Here is a 21,056-nt window from a genome sequence, read left to right on the forward strand (position 1 = left end):
TCCGTTGCGCGATGCCAGCCAGCTCTGCACAGTCACGCCAATTGTGCCCACACTCCGGCGCTATGCACGACACGCGGAGTGCGGCGATGGTTGTGCGGGCGGGTGCTCATTCAGCGACCGAGCCGTCCACGGACCATGCCGACCAGGCCGTTGACCTCCTCGATACGCATCTTCTTCGCCGCGACGAAGAAGAGGCCCAACAGGAGGACGCCGCCGCCGATCAGTGCGGCCAGGGAGCCCAGGGCGCCGGTGCCGACCAGTTCCAGGATGCCGAACCCGACGGCGCCGCCGACCAGTGCGGCAGGCACCGCGGCCATGCAGAGACGCGCGTAGGTCCGCACGATGTGCGCGCCGTCCAGGTCGCCGCCCAGCCGGTTGCGCAGCCGGCGCCAGGCGACGCCGACGCCCACGGCGTAGGCCAGGCCGTAGGAGAAGGCCATGCCGACGACCGCCCAGCGGGCGGGCAGGACGACGTAACAGAGAGCGGAGGCCGCGGCGTTCACTGCGGCCACGATGACCGTGTTGTAGAAGGGGGTGCGGGTGTCCTCGTAGGCGTAGAACCCGCGCAGGACGACGTACTGCACGGAGTACGGGATCAGACCGAGCGCGAAGGCCATGAGGATGAAGCCCATGGAGCGGGCGGCCTCGGCGCCGCTGGAGGCGTACAGCAGGGTGCACATCGGCAGGCCGAGCGCGAGGAAGGTGAACGCCACCGGCACGATCGCGACGGCGGAGTTGCGCAGTCCCTGCGAGATGTCGTCGCGGACCGCTCCGGGGTCGTTGTCGTGGGCGGCCCGCGAGATGCGGGGCAGCAGCGCGGCCATGACGGAGACGGTGATGATGGCCTGCGGCATGCCCCAGATCAGCTGGGCGTTGGAGTAGGCCAGGAAACCGGTGCCGTCCCTGCCCGAGAGCTTGCCCGCCGCCGTGGCGAGCTGGGTGACGACCAGGACGCCCGCCTGGTTGGCCAGGACGAACAGCACGGTCCACTTGGCCAGTTTGACGGTCTTGCCGAGGCCGTGGCCCTTCCAGTCGAAGCGGGGGCGGAAGCGGAAGCCCGTCTCGCGCAGGTAGGGGATCATCGCCAGCGACTGGACGACGAGTCCGAGCAGGGTGCCGATACCGAGCAGGCGGACGCCCTCCGGCGGGATGGTGTCGACGCCCATCTGCGATTCGGCGGAGGTGCCGTAGACCCAGATGAACAGCCCGAACGTGATGATCATGACGATGTTGTTGAGGACCGGGGTCCACATCATCGCGCCGAACTTGCCGCGGGCGTTCAGGATCTGACCCATCACCACATGCACACCCATGAAGAAGATGGTGGGCAGGCAGTACCGGGCGAAGGTGACGGCGACGCTGTTGGCGGCCACGTCGTCGGCGATCGTGCTGGACATCAGCTGGATCAGCACCGGTGCGACGAGGACCGCGACGACGACGATCAGGCCGAGCGCGACCATCACCAGGGTCAGCAGGCGGTTGGCGAAGGCCTCGCCGCCGTCCTCGTCGTCCTTCATGGCGCGGACGAGCTGGGGGACGAAGACCGAGTTCAGACCGCCGCCGACGGTGAGGATGTAGATCATCGTCGGCAGGGTGTACGCGATGGTGAAGCTGTCGCCGAGCATCGCGGCACCGAGTGCGGCGGTGATCACCAGGGAGCGGACGAATCCGGTGAGCCGGGAGACGAGGGTGCCGGCGGCCATGACCGCGCTGGACTTGAGGAGCCCGGAGACCTTGCCGCCGCCCTTGCCGGGTGCGGGTGCGGGAGCCGGTTCGGGCTGGGGCGGTACCGGAGGCTTCCCCGACCCCTCCTGATCCCGGAAGAGGTGCGCGAAGGCGTCCGGCTCCTGCCGGTCGTCCGAGGCCTGGGTCACGAGGTCGTCGACGCCGACGAACTGCGTGGTCGCCGGACGGTCTCCGTACGGCAGGTGCCGGGAGGGCCCCGAGGGCTCGGGGGGCGGGGTCCGGGCCCAGATGCGCGGGTCCGGGGCGTACGGGGCGGGAGGCGGCTGCTGGTAGAGCGGCGCCGGTTCCTGGTAGGTGCCGGGAGGCGGCGGCGGGTGGGCGGCGCGGTCGTAGAGCGCCTCGTCCACCGGGTCCTGGGCGGTCAGGTCCTGCGCCCGGTAGGGATCGTCGTCGTAGGCGTGCTGGAGGTACGGGTCCGGCGGCACGGAGCCGTCCTGGCCCACGCCAGGAGGAACCGGAGGCCCGCCCGGAGACGCTGCTCCGCCCGCGCCCTGCCCGCGGTCACCGTCGTACGGCGCGTTCATCGAAACCCCTACCTCATCGTCCCCGGCCGACCGGCCACGACAGACATCGCTCAACGGTCCACTTTCTCACCCGTTCCCGACGGGGCCCCGCTTTCCGGTCCGGTGTCCGGAGCCGGGTCACTCGGCTGCTCGGGTCCACCGCCGTTGCCGTCGGCCGTGTCGCTTGCCACGGCGCGCTTGCGGTGGCTGTACATCCTGATGCCGGCCAGCACCAGAAGGAGCAGTCCGCCGGCGATCACGAGCAGCACGGTGGGCGTCACCTCGGAGACCTTCACGGTGAAGGTCATCTCCTTGCCGTACGGCGTGCCGTCCTCCGTGAACAGCCGGGCGGTCACCTGGGCCCGGCCGTTGGCGCTGGTCGCCGTGTCGAACTTCACGGACTGGCTGTGCCCGCCCGCGATGGCGACCGGCAGTCTGGCCGTGGTCCCGTCGTCGTTGAACTTGAGCCGGATGTTGTCCGAGGTCAGCTGGAGATGCAGCCGGTCCACGCCCTGCACCAGCTTGTTCTGCACGGTGACCGGAATGGTCGCGCTGCGCCCGGAGAGGGTGACGTCGGACTTCTCGATGAGCTGCACCTCGGAGGTGAGGCTCTGCAGGTAGTCGCGGACCGCGTCCCGGTACTGCTGCGCCTCCAGGGACCGCCCGCGCCAGGACGTCGACATCGAGCGGTTGACGGCGTTGCCGAAGGGCGTCACCACGCGTTCGGGCTGCGTCAGGATCGTCTCGAAGCTGTCGAGGGACCCCTGGGTCGTACGGATGTCCTGGAACGCCTGTGTGGGCAGTTCCTGGGCGCGGAGCTTCTTCGGGTAGGCAGAGGCGCGGGGAACCTTGGTCGTGGCCCTCGGGTCGGGCTTCACCTCGGCGGCGGCCACCAGGTCGAGGGGCTGCGTCCACCTGTTCCCGGACAGCCCCTCCAGGGCGCGGGCCATCGTCTGGGCCTGAGCGGCGGTGGGCATCCGCGGCGGGGCCACGACGATGCTGCGCTGGTTGTCCGGCGCCTGCTCGGTCAGCGCGAGGGTCTGCGCGAGGAACTTCTGGACCGCGAGGGTGGAGGCGCCCGCCCTCGACATATCGCCGTCGAACAGGGTCGACAGCCGGGCGTCCGCGACGACCGCGGTGGTTCCCCCGCCGATCGGCCGCGCCGCGCTCGGCGTGTACGGAAGCGCAGCGGTCTCCCGGAAGCTGTCGCTGCGGGCGATCACGTTGTGGGCGCCCGCCGACGTCGCCACATCGACGATGGAGGAGTCCACGGCGCCGTTCACGGGCCAGGCGAAGTCGGTGGACGGCTTCACATGGAGGATGGTCTCCACCGTGGTCGCTGCCACCGCGGAGGCGTTCTGCAGATGACTGAGCGTTCCGGAGACCGCCTTGCCGCGGTGGGCGATGGAGGCCAGATCCGGGTCGGCGAACGGCAGCGCGATCACCTTGCCGTCCTCGACCACCTTCTCCAGATCGGTGAGCCACTGCTTGGCGAGCGCCTGGTTCCTGCCCGGGACGGTCGTGTCACCCGACTCGACCTCGTACTTCCCGGCCATCGCCGCGACGCTCGCCAGGAGGTCCGGGTCGATGACCCAGGTCACGGGCAGCCGGCTGCCCAGGGCCACCATCTGCTCCAGCCGGCCGCTGGGCGCCAGCTCCTTGGCCAGGTCGTCGTCGGTGAACACGGGGGTCTGCTGCTCGTCCGAGCGGGTCTCCGCCGTGACATGGGGAGACGCGATCAGCGGCCAGAGGAAGGTGAGCTTCGTCCTCTTGTCGCTCGCTTCGGGCTGCCAGGGCAGGAACGAGCGCTCGATGCCCAGCACCTGCTGGTAGGGGGCCGTGGTCGTCCGGCCGGAGACCGAGACGCCGAGCTGGTAGACGCCCGGGTCGTCCAGGCCCAGCTTGTCGACGGGGACGGTGAGCGTGAAGTCCTGGCTGATGCCCCGGGCGAGCTTGGGGAACTTCACCGTGTACTTGTCCCCGACGGTGATCGGGTCGGCGCCGGGAACGTACGTGGAGCGCTTCGCGGCGTCGTCGACCTCTCCGCGCCCGGTGAGTCGTGGTCCGACCCGGAGATCGACCTCGGCGCTGCTGATCGTCTCCTTGCCCCTGTTGGTGAGCGTTCCGGAGACGGTCAGGGTGTCGTCCTCCGACGGAACGCTCGGGGCGAGCGTGTTCAGGGACACATCGACCGTGCGGGAGCCTGTGGGGGCCTTGGCGGGCGCGGCGGCCGGAGCGGCACCGGCGGCCGGAACGGCCAGGAGACCGGCCAGCAACGGTGCTCCGAGCACCGCCGAGGCCGTGCGCCGGAGCCACCGGCGGGCAGGAGAGGGACGAGTCCCCTGGAAGTCTGCCGCCTCGGCCACGCGCCTACCCGTCCCTCGTCGTCGTCAGCTGCTGTCGGTCGTTCGGTTCTGCGTCCCCGCATGGTAACGAGATGCGGCGGGCCGAAGTGCTGGGGTCCATCGCACATGATCGCGGGTATCCCGCAGGGCCGCCGTAAACGATGACGTCGCGCCCGGCCCGTGCACGTACCCTTTTCTGTTGTGCCGAACGCCAACGAAGAGAACGCCAGTGCACTGAGCCAGGTGCAGCACCGCGCGGTGAGTGAGCTGCTGCGGGTGTCCCCGGTCGCCGACGACCTCGCCCGCCGATTCCAGGAGGCCGGATTCGGTCTCGCGCTGGTCGGCGGATCGGTCCGCGACGCTCTGCTGGGCCGGCTCGGGAACGACCTGGACTTCACCACCGATGCCCGCCCCGAGGACGTGCTCAAGATCGTCCGCCCCTGGGCCGACTCGGTGTGGGAGGTCGGGATCGCCTTCGGCACCGTCGGTTCCCAGAAGGACGGTTACCAGATCGAGGTCACGACCTACCGGTCCGAGGCCTACGACCGGACCTCGCGCAAGCCCGAGGTCTCCTACGGCGACTCCATCGAGGACGACCTCGTGCGCCGAGACTTCACGGTCAACGCGATGGCCGTAGCGCTGCCGGAGAAGGAGTTCGTCGACCCGTACGGGGGGCTGAAGGACCTCGCCGACCGGGTGCTGCGCACTCCGGGCACACCCGAGGCGTCCTTCTCCGATGACCCGCTGCGCATGCTGCGCGCGGCCCGGTTCGCCGCGCAGCTCGACTTCGAGGTCGCCCCCGAGGTCGTCACTGCCATGACGGAGATGGCCGCGCGGATCGACATCGTCTCCGCCGAGCGGGTCCGCGACGAGCTCAACAAGCTTCTGCTCTCCCAGCACCCGCGCAAGGGTCTGGGGCTCCTGGTCGACACCGGGCTGGCCGCCCATGTGCTGCCCGAGCTTCCCGCCCTGCGTCTGGAGAGTGACGAGCATCACCGCCACAAGGACGTCTACGAGCACTCGCTGACCGTCCTGGAGCAGGCCATCGATCTGGAGGAGGACGGTCCCGACCTCGTCCTGCGGCTGGCCGCGCTCCTCCATGACATCGGCAAGCCACGCACCCGCCGCTTCGAGAAGGACGGCCGGGTCTCCTTCCACCACCACGAGGTGGTGGGCGCGAAGATGACGAAGAAGCGGATGACCGAGCTCAAGTACTCCAACGAGCTGGTCAAGGAGGTGTCGAAACTGGTGGAGCTGCACCTGCGCTTCCACGGGTACGGCGACGGCGAGTGGACCGACTCCGCGGTGCGCCGGTATGTCCGCGACGCCGGGCCGCTGCTGGAGCGGCTCCACAAGCTGACCCGGTCGGACTGCACGACCCGGAACAAGCGGAAGGCCAACGCGCTCTCCCGTACCTACGACGGGCTGGAGGAGCGCATCGCTCTGCTGCAGGAGCAGGAGGAGCTGGATTCGATCCGCCCCGATCTGGACGGCAACGAGATCATGGAGATCCTCGGGGTCGGGCCGGGGCCGGTGATCGGCAAGGCGTACGGCTTCCTTCTGGAGCAGCGCCTGGAGCACGGGCCCATGGAGCGGGACGCCGCCGTGGCGGCGCTCAAGGAGTGGTGGGCGCGGCAGGGCTGAGTCGGACCAGGCGATGTTTCACGTGAAACATCGTCGACGGGATGGGGCGAGGGGCGTTGTTTCACGTGAAACAACGCCCCTCGCCCCCTTCATGACCCCTACTGGTGGGCATCGGTACGTCGCCACCGGAGCATCATCACCGCCACCACCGCGTACAGCGCGGAAACGACCGCTAGGACGGTCACCGATCTGCCGTCCGGTGGGAGCATGAGCGCCGCCACCCCTGCGGCGCTCACGAACGCGACGTTGAAGAGCACGTCGTAGAGCGAGAAGACCCGGCCGCGGAAGGAATCGTCCACCGAGGTCTGGACGACGGTGTCGGTCGCGATTTTCGACCCTTGCGTCACGACACCGAGGACGAACGCGGCGATCAGCGTTGGTACGGGGGCGAAGGAGAGGCCCAGGGCGGGCACCAGGACCGCTGCCGCCCCGGCGCAGCCCACGATCCACCCGTACCGGCCGAGCCGGCCCACCGCCCACGGGGTGAGAACGGCGGCGATGAAGAATCCGGCGCCGGACACCGCGACTGCCAGGCCGAGCAAAGCCAGCCCGTCGGACTCGGTGTCGGACCAGGCGTAGCGGCAGAGCATGAGCACCATGACGGTGAGCGCGCCGTAACAGAAGCGGATCACGGTCATGGCGGCCAGGGCCTTGGCCGCGTGGGTCCGCTGCGCCAGATGGCGCAGCCCGGTGGCGAGCCCGCGGGCGGTGACGGCGAGTGCTGCCCGCAGCCGCATCGGGCTCTCGTCGATGTCCGGCCCCAGCAGTGTGCGGGGGAGGCTCAAAGAGACCAGCGCGGAGAGCAGGTAGAGCGCCGCCCCCAGCAGGACGACCGCCGCGTCGGACTCGTCGGCGAGCAGCCGTACGAGGAAGGCGAGGCCGCCTCCAGCGGTGGCCGCCAGGGTGCCCGCGGTCGGGGAGAGGGAGTTGGCGACGACGAGGCGGTCGGTGTCGACCACCCGGGGCAGGGCGGCGGAGAGGCCGGCCAGGACGAAGCGGTTGACGGCGGTGACGCAGAGGGCCGAGGCGTAGAAGAGCCAGTCGGGCACCGAGGCGAGAATCAGCAGGGCTGTGGAGCAGGCCAGGGCGGCCCGCAGGAGGTTCCCGTAGAGGAAGACCTGACGTCGGGGCCAGCGGTCCAGCAGGACCCCTGCGTAGGGCCCGATCAGGGAGTAGGGCAGGAGGAGCACGGCCATGGCGGAAGCGATGGCGGCGGCCGACGTCTGCTTCTCCGGGGAGAAGACGACGTACGCGGCGAGGGCGACCTGGTAGACGCCGTCGGCGGACTGGGACAGGAGCCGCACGGTGAGCAGGCGGCGGAAGTTCCGCAGGCGCAGCAGGGTGCGCAGATCACGCGCGACAGACATGGGAGCAAGCGTCACACACGTCGGGGGTCCGCGGGCGGATTGCCCGGGGACCCCCGACGTGCGGCAGGAAGAGATGAGCGTCTCCGCTCAGTACTCCCGGTGAAGCGGTCAGTCGAGAGGGCTGGTTCAGCGCTCCGTCTCGCCCTGGATGAACTTCTCGACGTTCTCGCGGGCCTCGTCGTCGAAGTACTGGACGGGCGGCGACTTCATGAAGTAGCTGCTGGCGGAGAGGATGGGGCCGCCGATGCCGCGGTCCTTGGCGATCTTCGCCGCACGGACGGCGTCGATGATGACACCGGCCGAGTTCGGGGAGTCCCACACCTCGAGCTTGTACTCCAGGTTCAGCGGAACGTCGCCGAAGGCGCGGCCCTCCAGGCGCACGTACGCCCACTTGCGGTCGTCCAGCCAGGCCACGTAGTCGGAGGGACCGATGTGGACGTTGCCCTCACCGAGCTCGCGGTCACGGATCTGCGAGGTGACGGCCTGCGTCTTCGAGATCTTCTTGGACTCCAGGCGCTCACGCTCGAGCATGTTCTTGAAGTCCATGTTGCCGCCGACGTTCAGCTGCATGGTGCGGTCCAGGATGACACCGCGGTCCTCGAAGAGCTTCGCCATCACGCGGTGCGTGATGGTGGCGCCCACCTGGGACTTGATGTCGTCGCCGACGATCGGGACACCGGCCTCGGTGAACTTGTCCGCCCACTCCTTGGTGCCGGCGATGAAGACCGGGAGAGCGTTGACGAACGCGACCTTGGCGTCGATGGCGCACTGCGCGTAGAACTTCGCGGCGACCTCGGAACCGACGGGCAGGTAGCAGACGAGAACGTCGACCTGCTTGTCCTTGAGGACCTGGACGATGTCGACCGGGGCGTCCGTGGACTCCTCGATCGTCTCGCGGTAGTACTTGCCGAGACCGTCGTGCGTGTGGCCGCGCTGGACGGTCACGCCCGTGTTCGGCACGTCCGCGATCTTGATGGTGTTGTTCTCGCTGGCGCCGATGGCGTCCGCGAGGTCGAGGCCGACCTTCTTCGCGTCGACGTCGAAGGCGGCGACGAACTCGACGTCGCTGACGTGGTACTCGCCGAACTGGACGTGCATCAGACCGGGCACCTTGCCGGCCGGATCGGCGTCCTTGTAGTACTCGACGCCCTGCACCAGCGAGGCGGCGCAGTTGCCCACGCCTACGATGGCTACGCGAACCGAACCCATTCCGGTTGCTCCCTGTGTAATCGGTGTTTCCGATGAAGTCGCCGCGGAGTGCGGTGACTTCACTTGGCGGTGTCGTCGGACGGATCCGGCGGGGTGTTGTCCCGATGCCGGGGCAGGCCGCCCGTCTCTCCAGGTGTGTCCTGCTGAGCTGAGCCGTCGGGCGAGGATCGTCGCCGATCCCGCCCCGACCGCTCGCTCTCGATGAGCTCGTTCAGCCAGCGCACTTCGCGCTCCACGGACTCCATGCCGTGCCGCTGCAGCTCAAGTGTGTAGTCGTCGAGTCGTTCCCGGGTGCGGGCGAGCGAGGCGCTCATCTTCTCCAGGCGCTCCTCCAGCCGACTGCGCCGGCCTTCGAGCACCCGCATCCGCACATCGCGTTCGGTCTGGCCGAAGAAGGCGAAGCGCGCTGCGAAGTGCTCGTCCTCCCAGGCGTCGGGACCCGTGTGCGACAGCAGCTCCTCGAAGTGCTCCTTACCTTCTGCCGTCAGCCGGTAGACGATCTTCGCCCGGCGTCCGGTCAGCGAGGAGGAGGAAGCGGCCGGGCGTCCGGTGACCGGCGCGGCATCCGCGGAGTCTCCGGCGGGCTCCTCGATCAACCAGCCGCTGGCCACCAGCGTCTTGAGGCAGGGGTAGAGGGTTCCGTAACTGAACGCACGGAAGATCCCCAGCGAAGTGTTGAGGCGTTTGCGCAGCTCGTAGCCGTGCATAGGCGATTCGCGGAGCAGGCCGAGAACGGCGAACTCGAGGATGCCGGAGCGTCGACTCACCGGTGCCTCCCCCTTCTCCCGCTGCTTCGGTCGGCACGGTTTCACCGGAATCACCGGCGTACTTATGCCGTGCTGATGTATCGACTCGATACATCAGCACGATAGATCGGCCGGTCCTGTTCGACAAGGGTGACCTTCGTGAGCGGCGTCACATCGACAATTCCCAGGGTTCGACTTGCGTCGTTTGGGGTGAAGTTCGGCCCTAGGCGGGTTTTGACCGTGCGTAGTCTGTGCGGCATGCAGACCACCGGGAACCGCGGAGCGCTGACGCGCGTCAGTCATCGCGGACTGCCGGATGTACTGCGGATGAGCCTTCCGCAGCGGCTTGTCCGTAATTCGGGGGGACCGGATCTCAACTGCCGCTTCCAGGCGCTCTCGCCTGCCCGAGGAGTAGTCGTTCCATGAGCGAGCACCGTCGCAAATCGCCGGAGCCACAGGGTGGCGGGCGTGCCGCGGCCAGACGAGCCGCCCAGCAGTCGACCGGACGCCGAGCGGCTCCGTCACGCAGAGCCACTTCAGTATCACCTTCCGAATCGCCGTCCGAGTCGTACGGCGAGGAGCGCCCGTACGGCAGTCGCGCCGAGGCCCGCCGCGCGGCGCAGCGCGGCGGCCGACGCCGGGGCGCCGACGCCGGCGGTCAGGGTGCGGGCGGCGGAGGCGGCCGGCGGCGTGGTGGCGGCGGGGGTGCCGACGGCCCGGGGGGCCGCGGGCGAGGCAACGGCGGCCCTGGCAAGAAGCGGTTGATCGACTACCCGCGCCACGGCAAGTACGGGTTCCGGCGCTGGGTGCCCTCGTGGAAGTTGGTCTCGGGGCTCTGTCTGGGGTTTCTCGCACTGTTGATGGGTGTGGGGGGTATCTCGTACGCCTTGGTGTCCAAGCCGAAAGTCAACGAATCGGCCAGGGCCCAGAACAACGTCTACTACTGGGCCGACGGCAAGCCGATGGTCGCGACCGGTGGTGCGGTGAACCGCCAGATCCTCAAGTACGAGCAGATCCCGGAGGCGATGCGCAACGCCGTGATCTCCGCCGAGAACAAGAGCTTCGAGTCGGACCGCGGCATCGACCCGATGGGCATCGGGCGCGCGGTGTTCAACATGGCCACGGGTGGTGAGACCCAGGGCGGGTCGACCATCACCCAGCAGTACGTCAAGAACTCCAGGCTCTCCCAGGACCAGACGTTCACCCGAAAGTTCAAGGAACTCTTCATCACGCTCAAGGTGGCCGGCGAGGAGAAGAAGGAAGACGTGATGGCCGGCTACCTCAACGTCTCGTACTACGGACGTGGGGCCTCCGGTCTGCAGGCAGCCGCCCGCACCTATTACAACAAGGACGCCAGCGAGCTGGACCCGAGCGAGTGCGCCTTCCTCGCCACCCTGCTCAAGGGCGCGAGCTACTACGACCCCGCCGGGGCCCCCGACATCGACAAGGAAAACGCGACGAAGGAGAAGAACACCGAGCGCGCCAAGGACCGGTGGAAGTGGATCCTTGACGAGCAGGTCAAGGACGGGCGGATGACGGCGGCTGAGCGCGCCAAGTACACCAAGTTCCCGATGCCGCGGCCGAAGACGCAGGACACCAAGCTGAGCGGCCAGACCGGTTACCTGGTGGATCTCGCCAAGAAGTACTTCCTCGCCAACAACGACAAGGGCATCACCGCCAAGGACCTCGAGCTGGGCGGCTTCGAGATCCACACCACCTTCCAGAGGAAGCGGGTGGAAGAGCTCGCAGCAGCGGTGGACAAGGTCTACAAGGCCAAGATCCGGCCCAAGGAGCGCCCCAAGACGGACACGCACGTCGAGTTCGGCGGGGCGTCCGTGGACGCGAAGACCGGCGCCATCATCGCCACGTACGGCGGTCAGGACGCCACGACGCACTTCACGAACAACGCCGACGCCACCGGCGCCCAGGTCGGTTCGACGTGGAAGCCCTTCGTGCTGGCGGCGGCCATGCAGTACGGCGTGCGCGATCCGTCCGGTCCTCCGGAGCAGAGCGAGTCCCAGCGCACCCAGATCTCCCCGAAGAGCATCTACAACGGCGACGACGGCCTGCGGATCAGGGACTACACGGGCAAGATCTGGCTCAACGAGGACGACGAGGAATGGCGTCAGACCAACGACGGCAACTACGACTACGGTGAGATCGACCTGCGGAAGGCCATGGAGCAGTCCGCCAACTCCCCGTTCGTGCAGCTCGGCATGGATGTCGGTACGGACAAGGTCAAGGACGTCGCCGTCGCCGCAGGTCTGAAGGACGACACCTTCATGGCGGACGCGACCGTTCCCTCGTTCTCCATCGGTACCTCGTCGCCCAGCGCCATCCGCATGGCCGGGGCCTACGCCACCTTCGCCACGAGTGGTCAGCAGAACGACACCTACTCGGTCACTGAGGTGAAGCGGGAGGGGCAGGTCGTCTTCCAGCACAAGAAGAAGCCGAAGCGCGCCTTCAGCCCGATGATCGCCGACAACGTCACGGACGTCCTGAAGAACGTCGTGGAGAACGGGACGGGCAAGCCCGCCCGTCTGGAGGGCCGTGAGGCCGCGGGCAAGACCGGCACGACGGACGGCAACCGGTCCGCCTGGTTCGTCGGGTACACGCCGCAGATCTCGACCGCCATCAGCATGTTCCGGCTCGACGACGACGAGACGAACAAGACGCGCGAGTTCGAGAAGATGTTCGGAACGGGTGGCGAGGAGAAGATCCACGGAAACTCGTTCCCGGCCTCCATCTGGCACGACTACATGACCGGGGCGATGAAGGGCAAGAAGGCCATCGCCTTCCCCGAGCCGCAGGACCCGGGCGACATCGTGTGGGGCGGCGGCGCGGTCAGCCCCAGTCCGACTCCCAGCCCCACGCCCTCCGAGAAGCCCTCCGAGGAGCCGAGCCCGACGCCGACGCCGACGCCGACCACCCCGAGCCCGACCCCGACGCCGACCAGGACCTGCGGCATCTTCGACCCGAACTGCCAGGAGGCCAACGGCGGGGCGAACGCGGGGGCGGACGGTGGTGGCGACAACACCGGCGCGGACGGTGGCGGCGACACCACCGGAGCCGACGGTGGGGGCGACACCACCGGAACGACCGACGGCACGGACAACGGCGGAGCCCAGGGCGCCAATGGCAACCCGGGCGGAACCGGCTCCATCTGGGGCAACTCCGGATAGCCGGACCGCCGGCCGCGCCCCGCAGGGCTCGGTTCGGGAACGCGGCGAGGGCCGCCGCACCCACCCGGGTGCGGCGGCCCTCGCCGCGTTCCCGGTGGCGTGCGGCATCCCGCGCACTCCTCCCGTGTCCCCCGAGCGGTCCTTGCCCCGGACACAGCCCCGTACGGCAGGATGTGCGGCATGCCAAGCCCCAGCGCAGAGGACACGAGCGTGCACGAGGAACCGCCCGTCGCGCGGCCCACCGATCAGGACGAGGTCGCGGCGGCCGGGAGCGAGCTGTTCGGTGGCCGGGCGGGGCGCTGGGCGCGGCTGGGCGACGGTCCGCTCACACCCGTGCGCGTCGTCGCGCTGGTCATGATCGGGATGTTCGCCCTCGGCATGGTGCAGAAGATCCCCTGCTACGAGTGGGCCTGGTTCCGCGGCGCCACCTCGCAGTACACGCACGCCTGCTACTCCGACATTCCGCACCTCTTTCTGGGACGCGGGTTCGCCGACGGCCTCGTGCCGTACTTCGACCGGCTGAGCGGCGATATGCAGTACCTGGAGTACCCCGTGCTGACCGGGGTGTTCATGCAGGTCGCGGCCTGGCTGACGCTGACGCCCGACAGCGACCCCATCCAGCAGCGCGAGCAGATGTACTGGATGGTCAACGCGGGCATGCTGATGATCTGCGCGGTGGTCATCGCCGTGTGCACCGTCCGCACGCACCGGCGCCGCCCCTGGGACGGTCTGATGGTCGCGCTGGCACCCGCGTTCGTTCTCACCGCGACCATCAACTGGGACCTGCTGGCCGTCGCCCTGACGGCCGCGGCGATGCTCATGTGGTCCCGGGGCCGGGTGCTCGCCTTCGGGATCCTCATCGGCCTCGCCACGGCCGCCAAGCTCTACCCCGTCCTCCTGCTCGGCCCGCTCCTGGTGCTCTGCTGGCGGGCGGGCCGGTGGCGCGAGTTCGGGACGGCCCTGCTGGGCGCGGGCGCGGCCTGGCTGGTGGTGAACCTGCCGGTGATGATCTTCGCCCCCGAGGGGTGGCGGAAGTTCTACACCTTCAGCCAGGAGCGGCCGATCGACTTCGGTTCGTTCTGGCTGATCATCACGCAGCGCACCGGCAAGCCCATCGACGTGGAGACGGTCAACACCGCCTCGGTCGTCCTCATGGTCGTCTTCTGCGCGGGCATCGCCGGTCTGGCGCTCTCCGCGGCCCGCAGGCCGCGCTTCGCCCAGCTGGCGTTCCTGGTGGTGGCCGCGTTCATCCTGACGAACAAGGTCTACTCACCGCAGTACGTGCTCTGGCTCATCCCGCTGGCCGTCCTGGCCCGGCCGCGCTGGCGCGACTTCCTCGTCTGGCAGGCCTGCGAGGTCATGTACTTCCTCGGGATCTGGTCCTACCTCGCCTACACCAGCGGCGGGGACAAGCACCAGGGACTGCCGCAGGAGGGCTACCAGGTCGCGGTCGCCCTGCACCTGCTGGGCACGCTGTACCTGTGCGCGCTGATCGTCCGGGACATCCTGCAGCCGGAGAAGGACCCGGTGCGCGCGGACGGGTCGGACGACCCGTCGGGCGGTGTGCTCGACGGGGCTCCGGAGGCGTTCGTGCTGGCGCCGGAGGCCCGCCCGTCCGGGCACGCGGCTCGGACGGACGGGCCTCAGGTGGAATGGGGCGCAACGCCCACCCGGAACGGCTGAGCCGGGGGGTTTCTCGGCACGGGCGGCTCAGCGGTCGACGAGCCGGTCGTACTGGGTGGTGGTGTGGCGCAGATGGGCGACCAGTTCGTCGCCGACCCGCGGCTCCTGGGCGTCCGAGGGGACGAACAGGATCGACACCTGCATGTGCGGCGGCTCGGCGAACCACCGCTGCTTGCCCGCCCAGACGAACGGCGACAGGTTCCGGTTGACCGTGGCCAGGCCCGCGCGGGCGACGCCCTTGGCCCTCGGCATCACGCCGTGCAGCGCCTTGGGCGCCTCCAGGCCGACTCCGTGGGAGGTGCCGCCGGCCACCACGACCAGCCAGCCGTCGGAGGCGGCCTTCTGCTGGCGGTAGCCGAACCGGTCGCCCTTGACGACGGGGGTGACGTCCAGGACGGCCCCCCGGTACTCGGTGGCCTCGTGGTCGCCGAGCCAGAGCCGGGTGCCGATCCGGGCGCGGAAGCGGGTCTGGGGGAACTGCTGCTGGAGCCGGGCCAGCTCCTCGGCGCGCAGATGGCTGACGAACATGGTGTGCAGCGGCAGCCGGGCCGCGCGCAGCCGGTCCATCCAGCCGATGACCTCCTCGACGGCGTCGGAGCCGTCGGTGCGGTCCAGCGGCAGGTGCAGCGCGAAGCCTTCGAGCCGTACGTCCTCGATCGCCGCGTGCAGCTGCCCCAGCTCCTCCTCCTTGACGCCGTGGCGCTTCATCGAGCTCATGCACTCGATGACGACCCGGGCGCCCACCAGCGCGTGCACCCCGTCGACGGAGGAGACGGACCGGATGACGCGGTCCGGCAGCGGTACGGGCTCCTCACCCCGCCGGAACGGGGTCAGGACGAGCAGGTCCCCGCTGAACCAGTCCTTGATCCGGGCCGCCTCGTAGGTCGTCCCGACGGCGAGGGTGTCGGACCCGAAGCGGATCGTCTCGTCGGCGAGGCGCTCATGGCCGAAGCCGTAACCGTTGCCCTTGCAGACGGGTACGAGCCCGGGGAACTGGTCGATCACGGACTTCTGGTGCGCCCGCCAGCGCGCGGTGTCGACGTAGAGGGAGAGCGCCATGGCCGGCCCGGAACCTTTCTGGTGGCTGCGGTGAATCAGGGGAGCGAACGGGTGGTGCCGCGAGGGGTGGTGAAGCCGGTCAGCGGCGCGACATATACATGTCGAGCGCCTTGTGGAGCAGCTTGTTGAGCGGGAAGTCCCACTCGCCGACGTACTCGACCGCCTCGCCGCCGGTGCCGACCTTGAACTGGATCAGGCCGAAGAGGTGGTCGGTCTCGTCCAGCGAGTCGCTGATGCCGCGCAGGTCGTAGACGGTCGCGCCCATCGCGTAGCTGTCGCGCAGCATGCGCCACTGCATCGCGTTCGACGGACGGACCTCGCGCCCGATGTTGTCGGAGGCGCCGTAGGAGTACCAGACGTGTCCGCCGACGACGAGCATCGTGGCCGCGGAGAGGTTCACGCCGTTGTGCCGGGCGAAGTAGAGCCGCATCCGGTTGGGGTCCTCGGAGTTGAGGACGGTCCACATGCGCTGGAAGTACGAGAGCGGGCGCGGCCGGAAGTGGTCGCGCACGGCGGTGATCTCGTACAGCCGCTGCCACTCGGCCAGGTCCTCGTAGCCGCCCTGGACGACCTCGACGCCGGCCTTGTCGGCCTTCTTGATGTTGCGGCGCCACAGCTGGTTGAAGCCCTTGAGGACGTCTTCCAGGGAGCGGTTGGCCAGCGGCACCTGGAAGACGTAGCGGGGCTGTACGTCACCGAATCCGGCGCCGCCGTCCTCGCCCTGCTGCCAGCCCATCTTCCGCAGCCGGTCCGCGACCTCGAAGGCGCGCGGCTCGATGTGGGTGGCCTCGACGTCCCGCAGGCGCTTCACGTCCGGGTCCTGGATGCCGGACTTGATGGCCGCGGAGTCCCAGCGGCGGATGACCACCGGCGGGCCCATCTTCACGGAGAAGGCGCCCTGCTGCTTGAGGTGGGCCAGCATCGGCTGGAGCCAGTCGTCCAGGTTCGGCGCGTACCAGTTGATGACCGGGCCCTCGGGGAGGTACGCCAGGTAGCGCTTGATCTTGGGCAGCTGGCGGTACAGGACGAGGCCCGCGCCGACGATCTGGCCGTCCCGGTCGAACCAGCCCAGGTTCTCCGAGCGCCATTCGGTCTTCACATCAGCCCACGCCGGGACCTGGCAGTGACTGGCCGAAGGCAGGCTCTGGATGTACGCCAGATGCTGCTCTCGGCTGATGGTCCTCAGGGTCAGGCTCATGCGGGGCGCTCCTCGGCAGGTGTGTCCCCATCGGTCAGGGGCTCCGGCTCTCGCGCCGAAGCCTACTGCGACCGAGGGGTGCCCGGCCTGGCCCCGGGGGGACGGAATGCGACGCGGACCGGTGCGGGTGCCCGGGCACCCGCACCGGTCCGCGTTCCGGCCGGTGCTCCGGTCAGGTGATCACGCCGCCGAAGAGGCCGCCGTGGGCCATGCCGAGATAGAAGCCGACAGCGGAGGCCCCAAGACCCATGATCAGGCCGAACCTCTCCCAGGTGGTCTTCGAGATGTACTGGCCGTAGGCGCCGGTCAGGATCCCGATGAGGCCTGCCCAGGAGCTGATCAGGTGCAGATGGTGGAACATCGCCGTGACGAAGGCGAGGATGCCGAGCACCCCGGTCACCACCATCAGGACGTCCTGGACGGGGTGCGGCTTGCCGTCGGTCGCGAAGAGCGAACCGGTGGCGCGGCGGCCGGCCGGGGACCGGGAGCCGGCGGGGCGGATGGTCTGTGCCATGGAGTACCTCCTGGCCGACAGGTGGGCGGTGGATCACGCCTCTCCCGCTGCGGCGGGTGTAGCGCCTCTCACACCGCATCTGTCTCGATTGTGCCCTCTGAGCTCCTGATTTCAACCGGAAGCCGGTCTACGGGTAGTCTGTACGGTCTGCACCGGTGTCTGCCCAGGCCAGCACGGCGAGCTCCTCCTCGAACCTCCCCCACGGGATCGTTCGCGAGCGGATTGTCAGTGCTGGGTGTTCTCCTCGGGAACGCCGTTGCATCACGCATCACGACCCTCCTGCCACGGAACGACCGTGGCCGCTGAGTCCAAAGGAGGTGGGTTCCACATGCGTCACTACGAGGTGATGGTCATCCTCGACCCCGATCTCGAGGAGCGAGCAGTCTCCCCGCTGATCGAGAACTTCCTCTCCGTCGTCCGTGAGGGCAACGGAAAGGTGGAGAAGGTCGACACCTGGGGCCGTCGTCGGCTCGCCTACGAGATCAAGAAGAAGCCCGAGGGCATCTACTCGGTCATCGACCTGCAGGCCGAGCCTGCGGTCGTCAAGGAGCTCGACCGCCAGATGAACCTGAACGAGTCGGTCCTCCGGACCAAGGTCCTCCGTCCCGAAGTCCACTGAGCATCTAGCTCAGCGGTTTTCGGGTCCGAGTAGCAGCAAGCAGCCAGAAGCAATCCCCGCCGAGAGGTTCACCCATGGCAGGCGAGACCGTCATCACGGTCGTCGGCAATCTCGTCGACGACCCCGAGCTGCGCTTCACCCCGTCCGGTGCGGCGGTCGCGAAGTTCCGTGTCGCGTCCACTCCCCGCATCTTCGACCGGCAGACCAATGAGTGGAAGGACGGCGAAGGCCTGTTCCTCACCTGCTCGGTCTGGCGTCAGGCGGCGGAGAACGTCGCGGAATCGCTCCAGCGAGGCATGCGCGTCGTCGTGCAGGGCCGGCTGAAGCAGCGGTCCTACGAGGACCGTGAGGGCGTCAAGCGCACGGTCTACGAGCTGGACGTCGAGGAAGTCGGCCCCAGCCTCAAGAACGCCACGGCCAAGGTCACCAAGACCACCGGTCGCGGTGGTCAGGGCGGCCAGGGTGGATACGGCGGCGGCCAGCAGGGCGGCGGCAACTGGGGCGGCGGTCCCGGTGGCGGTGGCCAGCAGGGTGGCGGCGGTGCACCCGCCGACGACCCGTGGGCGACCGGCTCGCCGGCCGGCGGCCAGGGCGGGGGACAGCAGGGCGGCGGGGGCGGCTGGGGCGGAAGCTCCGGCGGTTCCGGCGGCTCCTCCGGCGGCGGCGGCTACTCGGACGAGCCTCCCTTCTAGGGCTGCTCGTACCCCCACTTCTTGATCACACAGGAGAAACACCATGGCGAAGCCGCCTGTGCGCAAGCCTAAGAAGAAGGTCTGCGCGTTCTGCAAGGACAAGACCCAGTACGTGGACTACAAGGACACGAACATGCTGCGGAAGTTCATTTCCGACCGCGGCAAGATCCGTGCCCGCCGCGTCACCGGCAACTGCACGCAGCACCAGCGTGACGTCGCCACGGCAGTCAAGAACAGCCGTGAGATGGCGCTGCTGCCCTACACGTCCACCGCGCGATAAGGGAAGGGTGACAACAGCATGAAGATCATCCTCACCCACGAGGTCTCCGGCCTCGGTGCCGCCGGCGACGTCGTCGACGTCAAGGACGGGTACGCCCGCAACTACCTGGTTCCGCGTGGCTTCGCCATTCGCTGGACCAAGGGCGGCGAGAAGGACGTGGCGCAGATCCGCCGCGCCCGCAAGATCCACGAGATCGCGACGATCGAGCAGGCCAACGAGATCAAGGCCAAGCTCGAGGGCGTGAAGGTCCGTCTGGCTGTTCGCTCCGGCGACGCCGGCCGTCTCTTCGGCTCCGTGACCCCGGCCGACATCGCCTCGGCGATCAAGGCTGCCGGTGGTCCCGACGTCGACAAGCGTCGCGTCGAGCTCGGCTCGCCGATCAAGACGCTCGGCGGACACCAGGTGTCCGTCCGTCTGCACCCCGAGGTCGCAGCGAAGCTCGGCGTCGAGGTCGTTGCTGCCTAAGGGCAGAGCTCAGCAGAGCCACTGAAGGGCCGCACCCTCTGGGTGCGGCCCTTCGCTGTGTCCGGAGGCGCCACGTTCGGGGGCGCGTTGTTTCACGTGAAACGAGGGGGCTGTTTCACGTGAAACAGCCCCCCTGGAAACCGGCGGCGGACCCAACTGGTCAGCGGGTGGCCCCGGTCACGATCCACCGGCCCGACCGGGTACGCAGCCACAACGTGATCAGGCGGACGGTCATCATCAGGGTCATCGCCCACCAGAGCGCGGTGAGCCCGCCACCGAGTGAGGGAACCAGGAGCGCGACGGGAGCGAAGAGGGCGAGCGTCACCAGCATCGCCCACGCGAGATAGCGTCCGTCACCGGCTCCCATCAGGACCCCGTCCAGCACGAAGACCACGCCGGCGATGGGCTGGGAGACCGCCACGACCAGGAGGGCGGGGAGCAGGGCGTCCTTCACCGAGGGGTCGCTCGTGAAGAGCGGGATGAACAGCGGCCGGGCGAGCACGATGAGGACGCCGAGCACGATGCCGCAGCCGATACCCCACTCGACCATGCGGCGGCAGGCCTCGCGCGCGCCCTTCTCGTCGCCCGCCCCGAGATACCGGCCGATGATCGCCTGACCCGCGATGGCGATGGCGTCGAGCGCGAACGCGGTCAGGCTCCAGAGGGAGAGGATGATCTGGTGCGCGGCGATGTCGACGTCCCCGAGCCGGGCGGCGACGGCGGTGGCGATCATCAGGACGGCGCGCAGGGACAGGGTCCGGATCAGCAGGGGTACGCCGGCCCGCGCGCTGGCCCTGATCCCGGCCGCGTCGGGGCGCAGGGAGGCACCGTGCTTTCGTGCTCCGCGGATCACCACGACGAGGTAGGCGGTGGCCATACCCACCTGGGCGATCACCGTTCCCCACGCGGATCCTGCAATGCCGAGCCCGGCGCCGTAGACGAGGGTCACGTTGAGGACGGCGTTCGCCGTGAAACCGCCGATGGCGACGTACAGCGGGGTGCGGGTGTCCTGGAGGCCGCGCAGTACACCGGTGGCGGCGAGCACGACGAGCATGGCCGGGATGCCGAGGATGGAGATCCTCAGATACGTGATGGCGTACGGAGCCGCGGTGTCGGAGGCGCCGAAGACGTCGACGAGCCAGGGAGCCGTCGGGATCGCGAGGGCGACGGTGGCGGCTCCGAGCAGAAGGGCGAGCCAGATGCCGTCCATGCCCTGGCGGATGGCGGCGGGCAGATCGCCCGCCCCCACGCGGCGGGCGACGGCCGCCGTGGTCGCGTAGGCGAGGAAGACGAAGATGCTCACGGCTGTCATCAGGAGGGCTGCGGCGATACCGAGACCGGCCAGCTGCGGGGTGCCGAGGTGGCCGATGACGGCGCTGTCGACCATCACGAAGAGGGGCTCGGCGACGAGTGCGCCGAACGCCGGGACGGCAAGGGCGATGATCTCGCGGTCGTGTCGTCGGCGGCCGTTCTTCGGGGTCGCGGGGGCCTGGGTCATGGGGTCAATCTAATCTTCCACAGGTAAGAGATGCAATGCTTCAGTGGTCCTTACGTACGTCCTGTCGGAGCCACGCGTCCCACGCCGTTTGCGGTGATCTTGAAATGAGGGCGAAAGTTTTTCTCCCCCACAGTCAGTGGACGGAGAAGGTGCAGGTCAGGGCGGTCGCGGGGGAGGACCTATGAGTTTGTCCACAGTGCTGTCCCCCGGTCCGTGCACAGGTTCGGCAGGGTTCTCCACAGCATCTGGTCCGTCGTCCACATGGCCTGTGGATAACCAGATTGGCTGACGGTGCCGAGGGGCCTA

The 21,056-nt window shown here is 68.9% G+C and carries 17 protein-coding genes; 7 read left to right on the forward strand and 10 right to left on the reverse strand.

Annotated elements, in window-relative coordinates; genetic code table 11:
- Positions 1-110: 110 nt before the first annotated feature.
- Together murJ and RNL97_RS16425 are read right to left on the reverse strand one after the other, a co-directional pair.
- Positions 111-2,270 carry a murein biosynthesis integral membrane protein MurJ gene (murJ, locus tag RNL97_RS16420; RefSeq protein ID WP_313750862.1) on the reverse strand — a complete coding sequence of 720 codons (2,160 nt, stop codon included), beginning with the start codon at positions 2,268-2,270 and terminating at the stop codon, positions 111-113.
- 50 nt (positions 2,271-2,320) lie between these two features.
- Entirely contained in the window at positions 2,321-4,615 is a 2,295-nt protein-coding gene (locus RNL97_RS16425; protein ID WP_313750863.1) for a DUF6049 family protein, read from the reverse strand.
- Between the two features lie 180 nt (positions 4,616-4,795).
- Here RNL97_RS16425 and RNL97_RS16430 point away from each other — a divergent pair, with 180 nt between their 5' ends.
- A complete protein-coding gene (locus RNL97_RS16430; protein WP_313750864.1) occupies positions 4,796-6,238 on the forward strand; it encodes a CCA tRNA nucleotidyltransferase in 1,443 nt (480 codons plus the stop codon).
- A 98-nt stretch (positions 6,239-6,336) separates the two neighbouring features.
- On the opposite strand, the gene RNL97_RS16435 is transcribed toward RNL97_RS16430, so the two are convergent.
- From RNL97_RS16435 to RNL97_RS16450, 4 genes are all read right to left on the reverse strand, one after another.
- The gene (locus tag RNL97_RS16435) at positions 6,337-7,605 is read right to left on the reverse strand and encodes an MFS transporter (RefSeq protein WP_030579456.1); all 1,269 of its coding nucleotides are present in this window, start codon (positions 7,603-7,605) and stop codon (positions 6,337-6,339) included.
- Between the two features lie 126 nt (positions 7,606-7,731).
- Positions 7,732-8,814, reverse strand: a complete 1,083-nt coding sequence (locus RNL97_RS16440) for an inositol-3-phosphate synthase (RefSeq protein ID WP_030579453.1) — start codon at positions 8,812-8,814, stop codon at positions 7,732-7,734.
- Positions 8,815-8,873: 59 nt separating this feature from the next.
- Positions 8,874-9,581 carry a PadR family transcriptional regulator gene (locus RNL97_RS16445; RefSeq protein WP_030579450.1) on the reverse strand — a complete coding sequence of 236 codons (708 nt, stop codon included), beginning with the start codon at positions 9,579-9,581 and terminating at the stop codon, positions 8,874-8,876.
- A 521-nt stretch (positions 9,582-10,102) separates the two neighbouring features.
- Complete coding sequence (locus RNL97_RS16450; protein WP_078651981.1) at positions 10,103-10,342, reverse strand: hypothetical protein; 240 nt, start codon at positions 10,340-10,342, stop codon at positions 10,103-10,105.
- Between RNL97_RS16450 and RNL97_RS16455 the strand changes: the two genes are divergently transcribed.
- Complete coding sequence (locus tag RNL97_RS16455; RefSeq protein ID WP_030579448.1) at positions 10,322-12,742, forward strand: transglycosylase domain-containing protein; 2,421 nt, start codon at positions 10,322-10,324, stop codon at positions 12,740-12,742. The genes RNL97_RS16450 and RNL97_RS16455 overlap by 21 nt on opposite strands.
- Positions 12,743-12,922: 180 nt before the next feature.
- On the forward strand, positions 12,923-14,425 hold the full coding sequence (locus RNL97_RS16460; RefSeq protein WP_243314412.1) for a glycosyltransferase family 87 protein: 1,503 nt from the start codon (positions 12,923-12,925) through the stop codon (positions 14,423-14,425).
- A gap of 27 nt (positions 14,426-14,452) precedes the next feature.
- On the opposite strand, the gene RNL97_RS16465 is transcribed toward RNL97_RS16460, so the two are convergent.
- From RNL97_RS16465 to RNL97_RS16475, 3 genes are all read right to left on the reverse strand, one after another.
- The gene (locus RNL97_RS16465) at positions 14,453-15,484 is read right to left on the reverse strand and encodes an alanine racemase (protein ID WP_003967862.1); all 1,032 of its coding nucleotides are present in this window, start codon (positions 15,482-15,484) and stop codon (positions 14,453-14,455) included.
- Between the two features lie 79 nt (positions 15,485-15,563).
- On the reverse strand, positions 15,564-16,682 hold the full coding sequence (locus tag RNL97_RS16470; RefSeq protein WP_030579441.1) for a lipid II:glycine glycyltransferase FemX: 1,119 nt from the start codon (positions 16,680-16,682) through the stop codon (positions 15,564-15,566).
- A gap of 172 nt (positions 16,683-16,854) precedes the next feature.
- On the reverse strand, positions 16,855-17,196 hold the full coding sequence (locus RNL97_RS16475; protein WP_030579439.1) for a hypothetical protein: 342 nt from the start codon (positions 17,194-17,196) through the stop codon (positions 16,855-16,857).
- 328 nt (positions 17,197-17,524) lie between these two features.
- Between RNL97_RS16475 and rpsF the strand changes: the two genes are divergently transcribed.
- The 4 genes from rpsF to rplI all read left to right on the forward strand — a co-directional run bounded on the left by rpsF (position 17,525) and on the right by rplI (position 19,252).
- On the forward strand, positions 17,525-17,815 hold the full coding sequence (gene rpsF, locus RNL97_RS16480; RefSeq protein ID WP_006126011.1) for a 30S ribosomal protein S6: 291 nt from the start codon (positions 17,525-17,527) through the stop codon (positions 17,813-17,815).
- A gap of 74 nt (positions 17,816-17,889) precedes the next feature.
- A complete protein-coding gene (locus RNL97_RS16485; protein ID WP_313750865.1) occupies positions 17,890-18,507 on the forward strand; it encodes a single-stranded DNA-binding protein in 618 nt (205 codons plus the stop codon).
- 43 nt (positions 18,508-18,550) lie between these two features.
- Entirely contained in the window at positions 18,551-18,787 is a 237-nt protein-coding gene (rpsR, locus tag RNL97_RS16490; RefSeq protein WP_003967857.1) for a 30S ribosomal protein S18, read from the forward strand.
- A gap of 18 nt (positions 18,788-18,805) precedes the next feature.
- Positions 18,806-19,252, forward strand: a complete 447-nt coding sequence (rplI, locus tag RNL97_RS16495; RefSeq protein WP_030576021.1) for a 50S ribosomal protein L9 — start codon at positions 18,806-18,808, stop codon at positions 19,250-19,252.
- 160 nt (positions 19,253-19,412) lie between these two features.
- On the opposite strand, the gene RNL97_RS16500 is transcribed toward rplI, so the two are convergent.
- Positions 19,413-20,750, reverse strand: a complete 1,338-nt coding sequence (locus tag RNL97_RS16500) for an MATE family efflux transporter (RefSeq protein WP_313750867.1) — start codon at positions 20,748-20,750, stop codon at positions 19,413-19,415.
- Between the last annotated feature and the right edge of the window lie 306 nt (positions 20,751-21,056).

The organism is Streptomyces parvus (assembly GCF_032121415.1).
Taxonomy (GTDB): domain Bacteria; phylum Actinomycetota; class Actinomycetes; order Streptomycetales; family Streptomycetaceae; genus Streptomyces; species Streptomyces globisporus_A.

Coding starts and splice junctions, on each gene's coding strand:
- murJ (WP_313750862.1), bottom strand. CDS start 2,270: ATGAACGCGCCGTACGACGGTGACCGCGGGCAGGGCGCGGGCGGAGCA.
- RNL97_RS16435 (WP_030579456.1), bottom strand. CDS start 7,605: ATGTCTGTCGCGCGTGATCTGCGCACCCTGCTGCGCCTGCGGAACTTC.
- RNL97_RS16440 (WP_030579453.1), bottom strand. CDS start 8,814: ATGGGTTCGGTTCGCGTAGCCATCGTAGGCGTGGGCAACTGCGCCGCC.
- RNL97_RS16460 (WP_243314412.1), top strand. CDS start 12,923: ATGCCAAGCCCCAGCGCAGAGGACACGAGCGTGCACGAGGAACCGCCC.
- RNL97_RS16465 (WP_003967862.1), bottom strand. CDS start 15,484: ATGGCGCTCTCCCTCTACGTCGACACCGCGCGCTGGCGGGCGCACCAG.
- RNL97_RS16470 (WP_030579441.1), bottom strand. CDS start 16,682: ATGAGCCTGACCCTGAGGACCATCAGCCGAGAGCAGCATCTGGCGTAC.
- RNL97_RS16475 (WP_030579439.1), bottom strand. CDS start 17,196: ATGGCACAGACCATCCGCCCCGCCGGCTCCCGGTCCCCGGCCGGCCGC.
- rpsF (WP_006126011.1), top strand. CDS start 17,525: ATGCGTCACTACGAGGTGATGGTCATCCTCGACCCCGATCTCGAGGAG.
- RNL97_RS16485 (WP_313750865.1), top strand. CDS start 17,890: ATGGCAGGCGAGACCGTCATCACGGTCGTCGGCAATCTCGTCGACGAC.
- rpsR (WP_003967857.1), top strand. CDS start 18,551: ATGGCGAAGCCGCCTGTGCGCAAGCCTAAGAAGAAGGTCTGCGCGTTC.
- rplI (WP_030576021.1), top strand. CDS start 18,806: ATGAAGATCATCCTCACCCACGAGGTCTCCGGCCTCGGTGCCGCCGGC.
- RNL97_RS16500 (WP_313750867.1), bottom strand. CDS start 20,750: ATGACCCAGGCCCCCGCGACCCCGAAGAACGGCCGCCGACGACACGAC.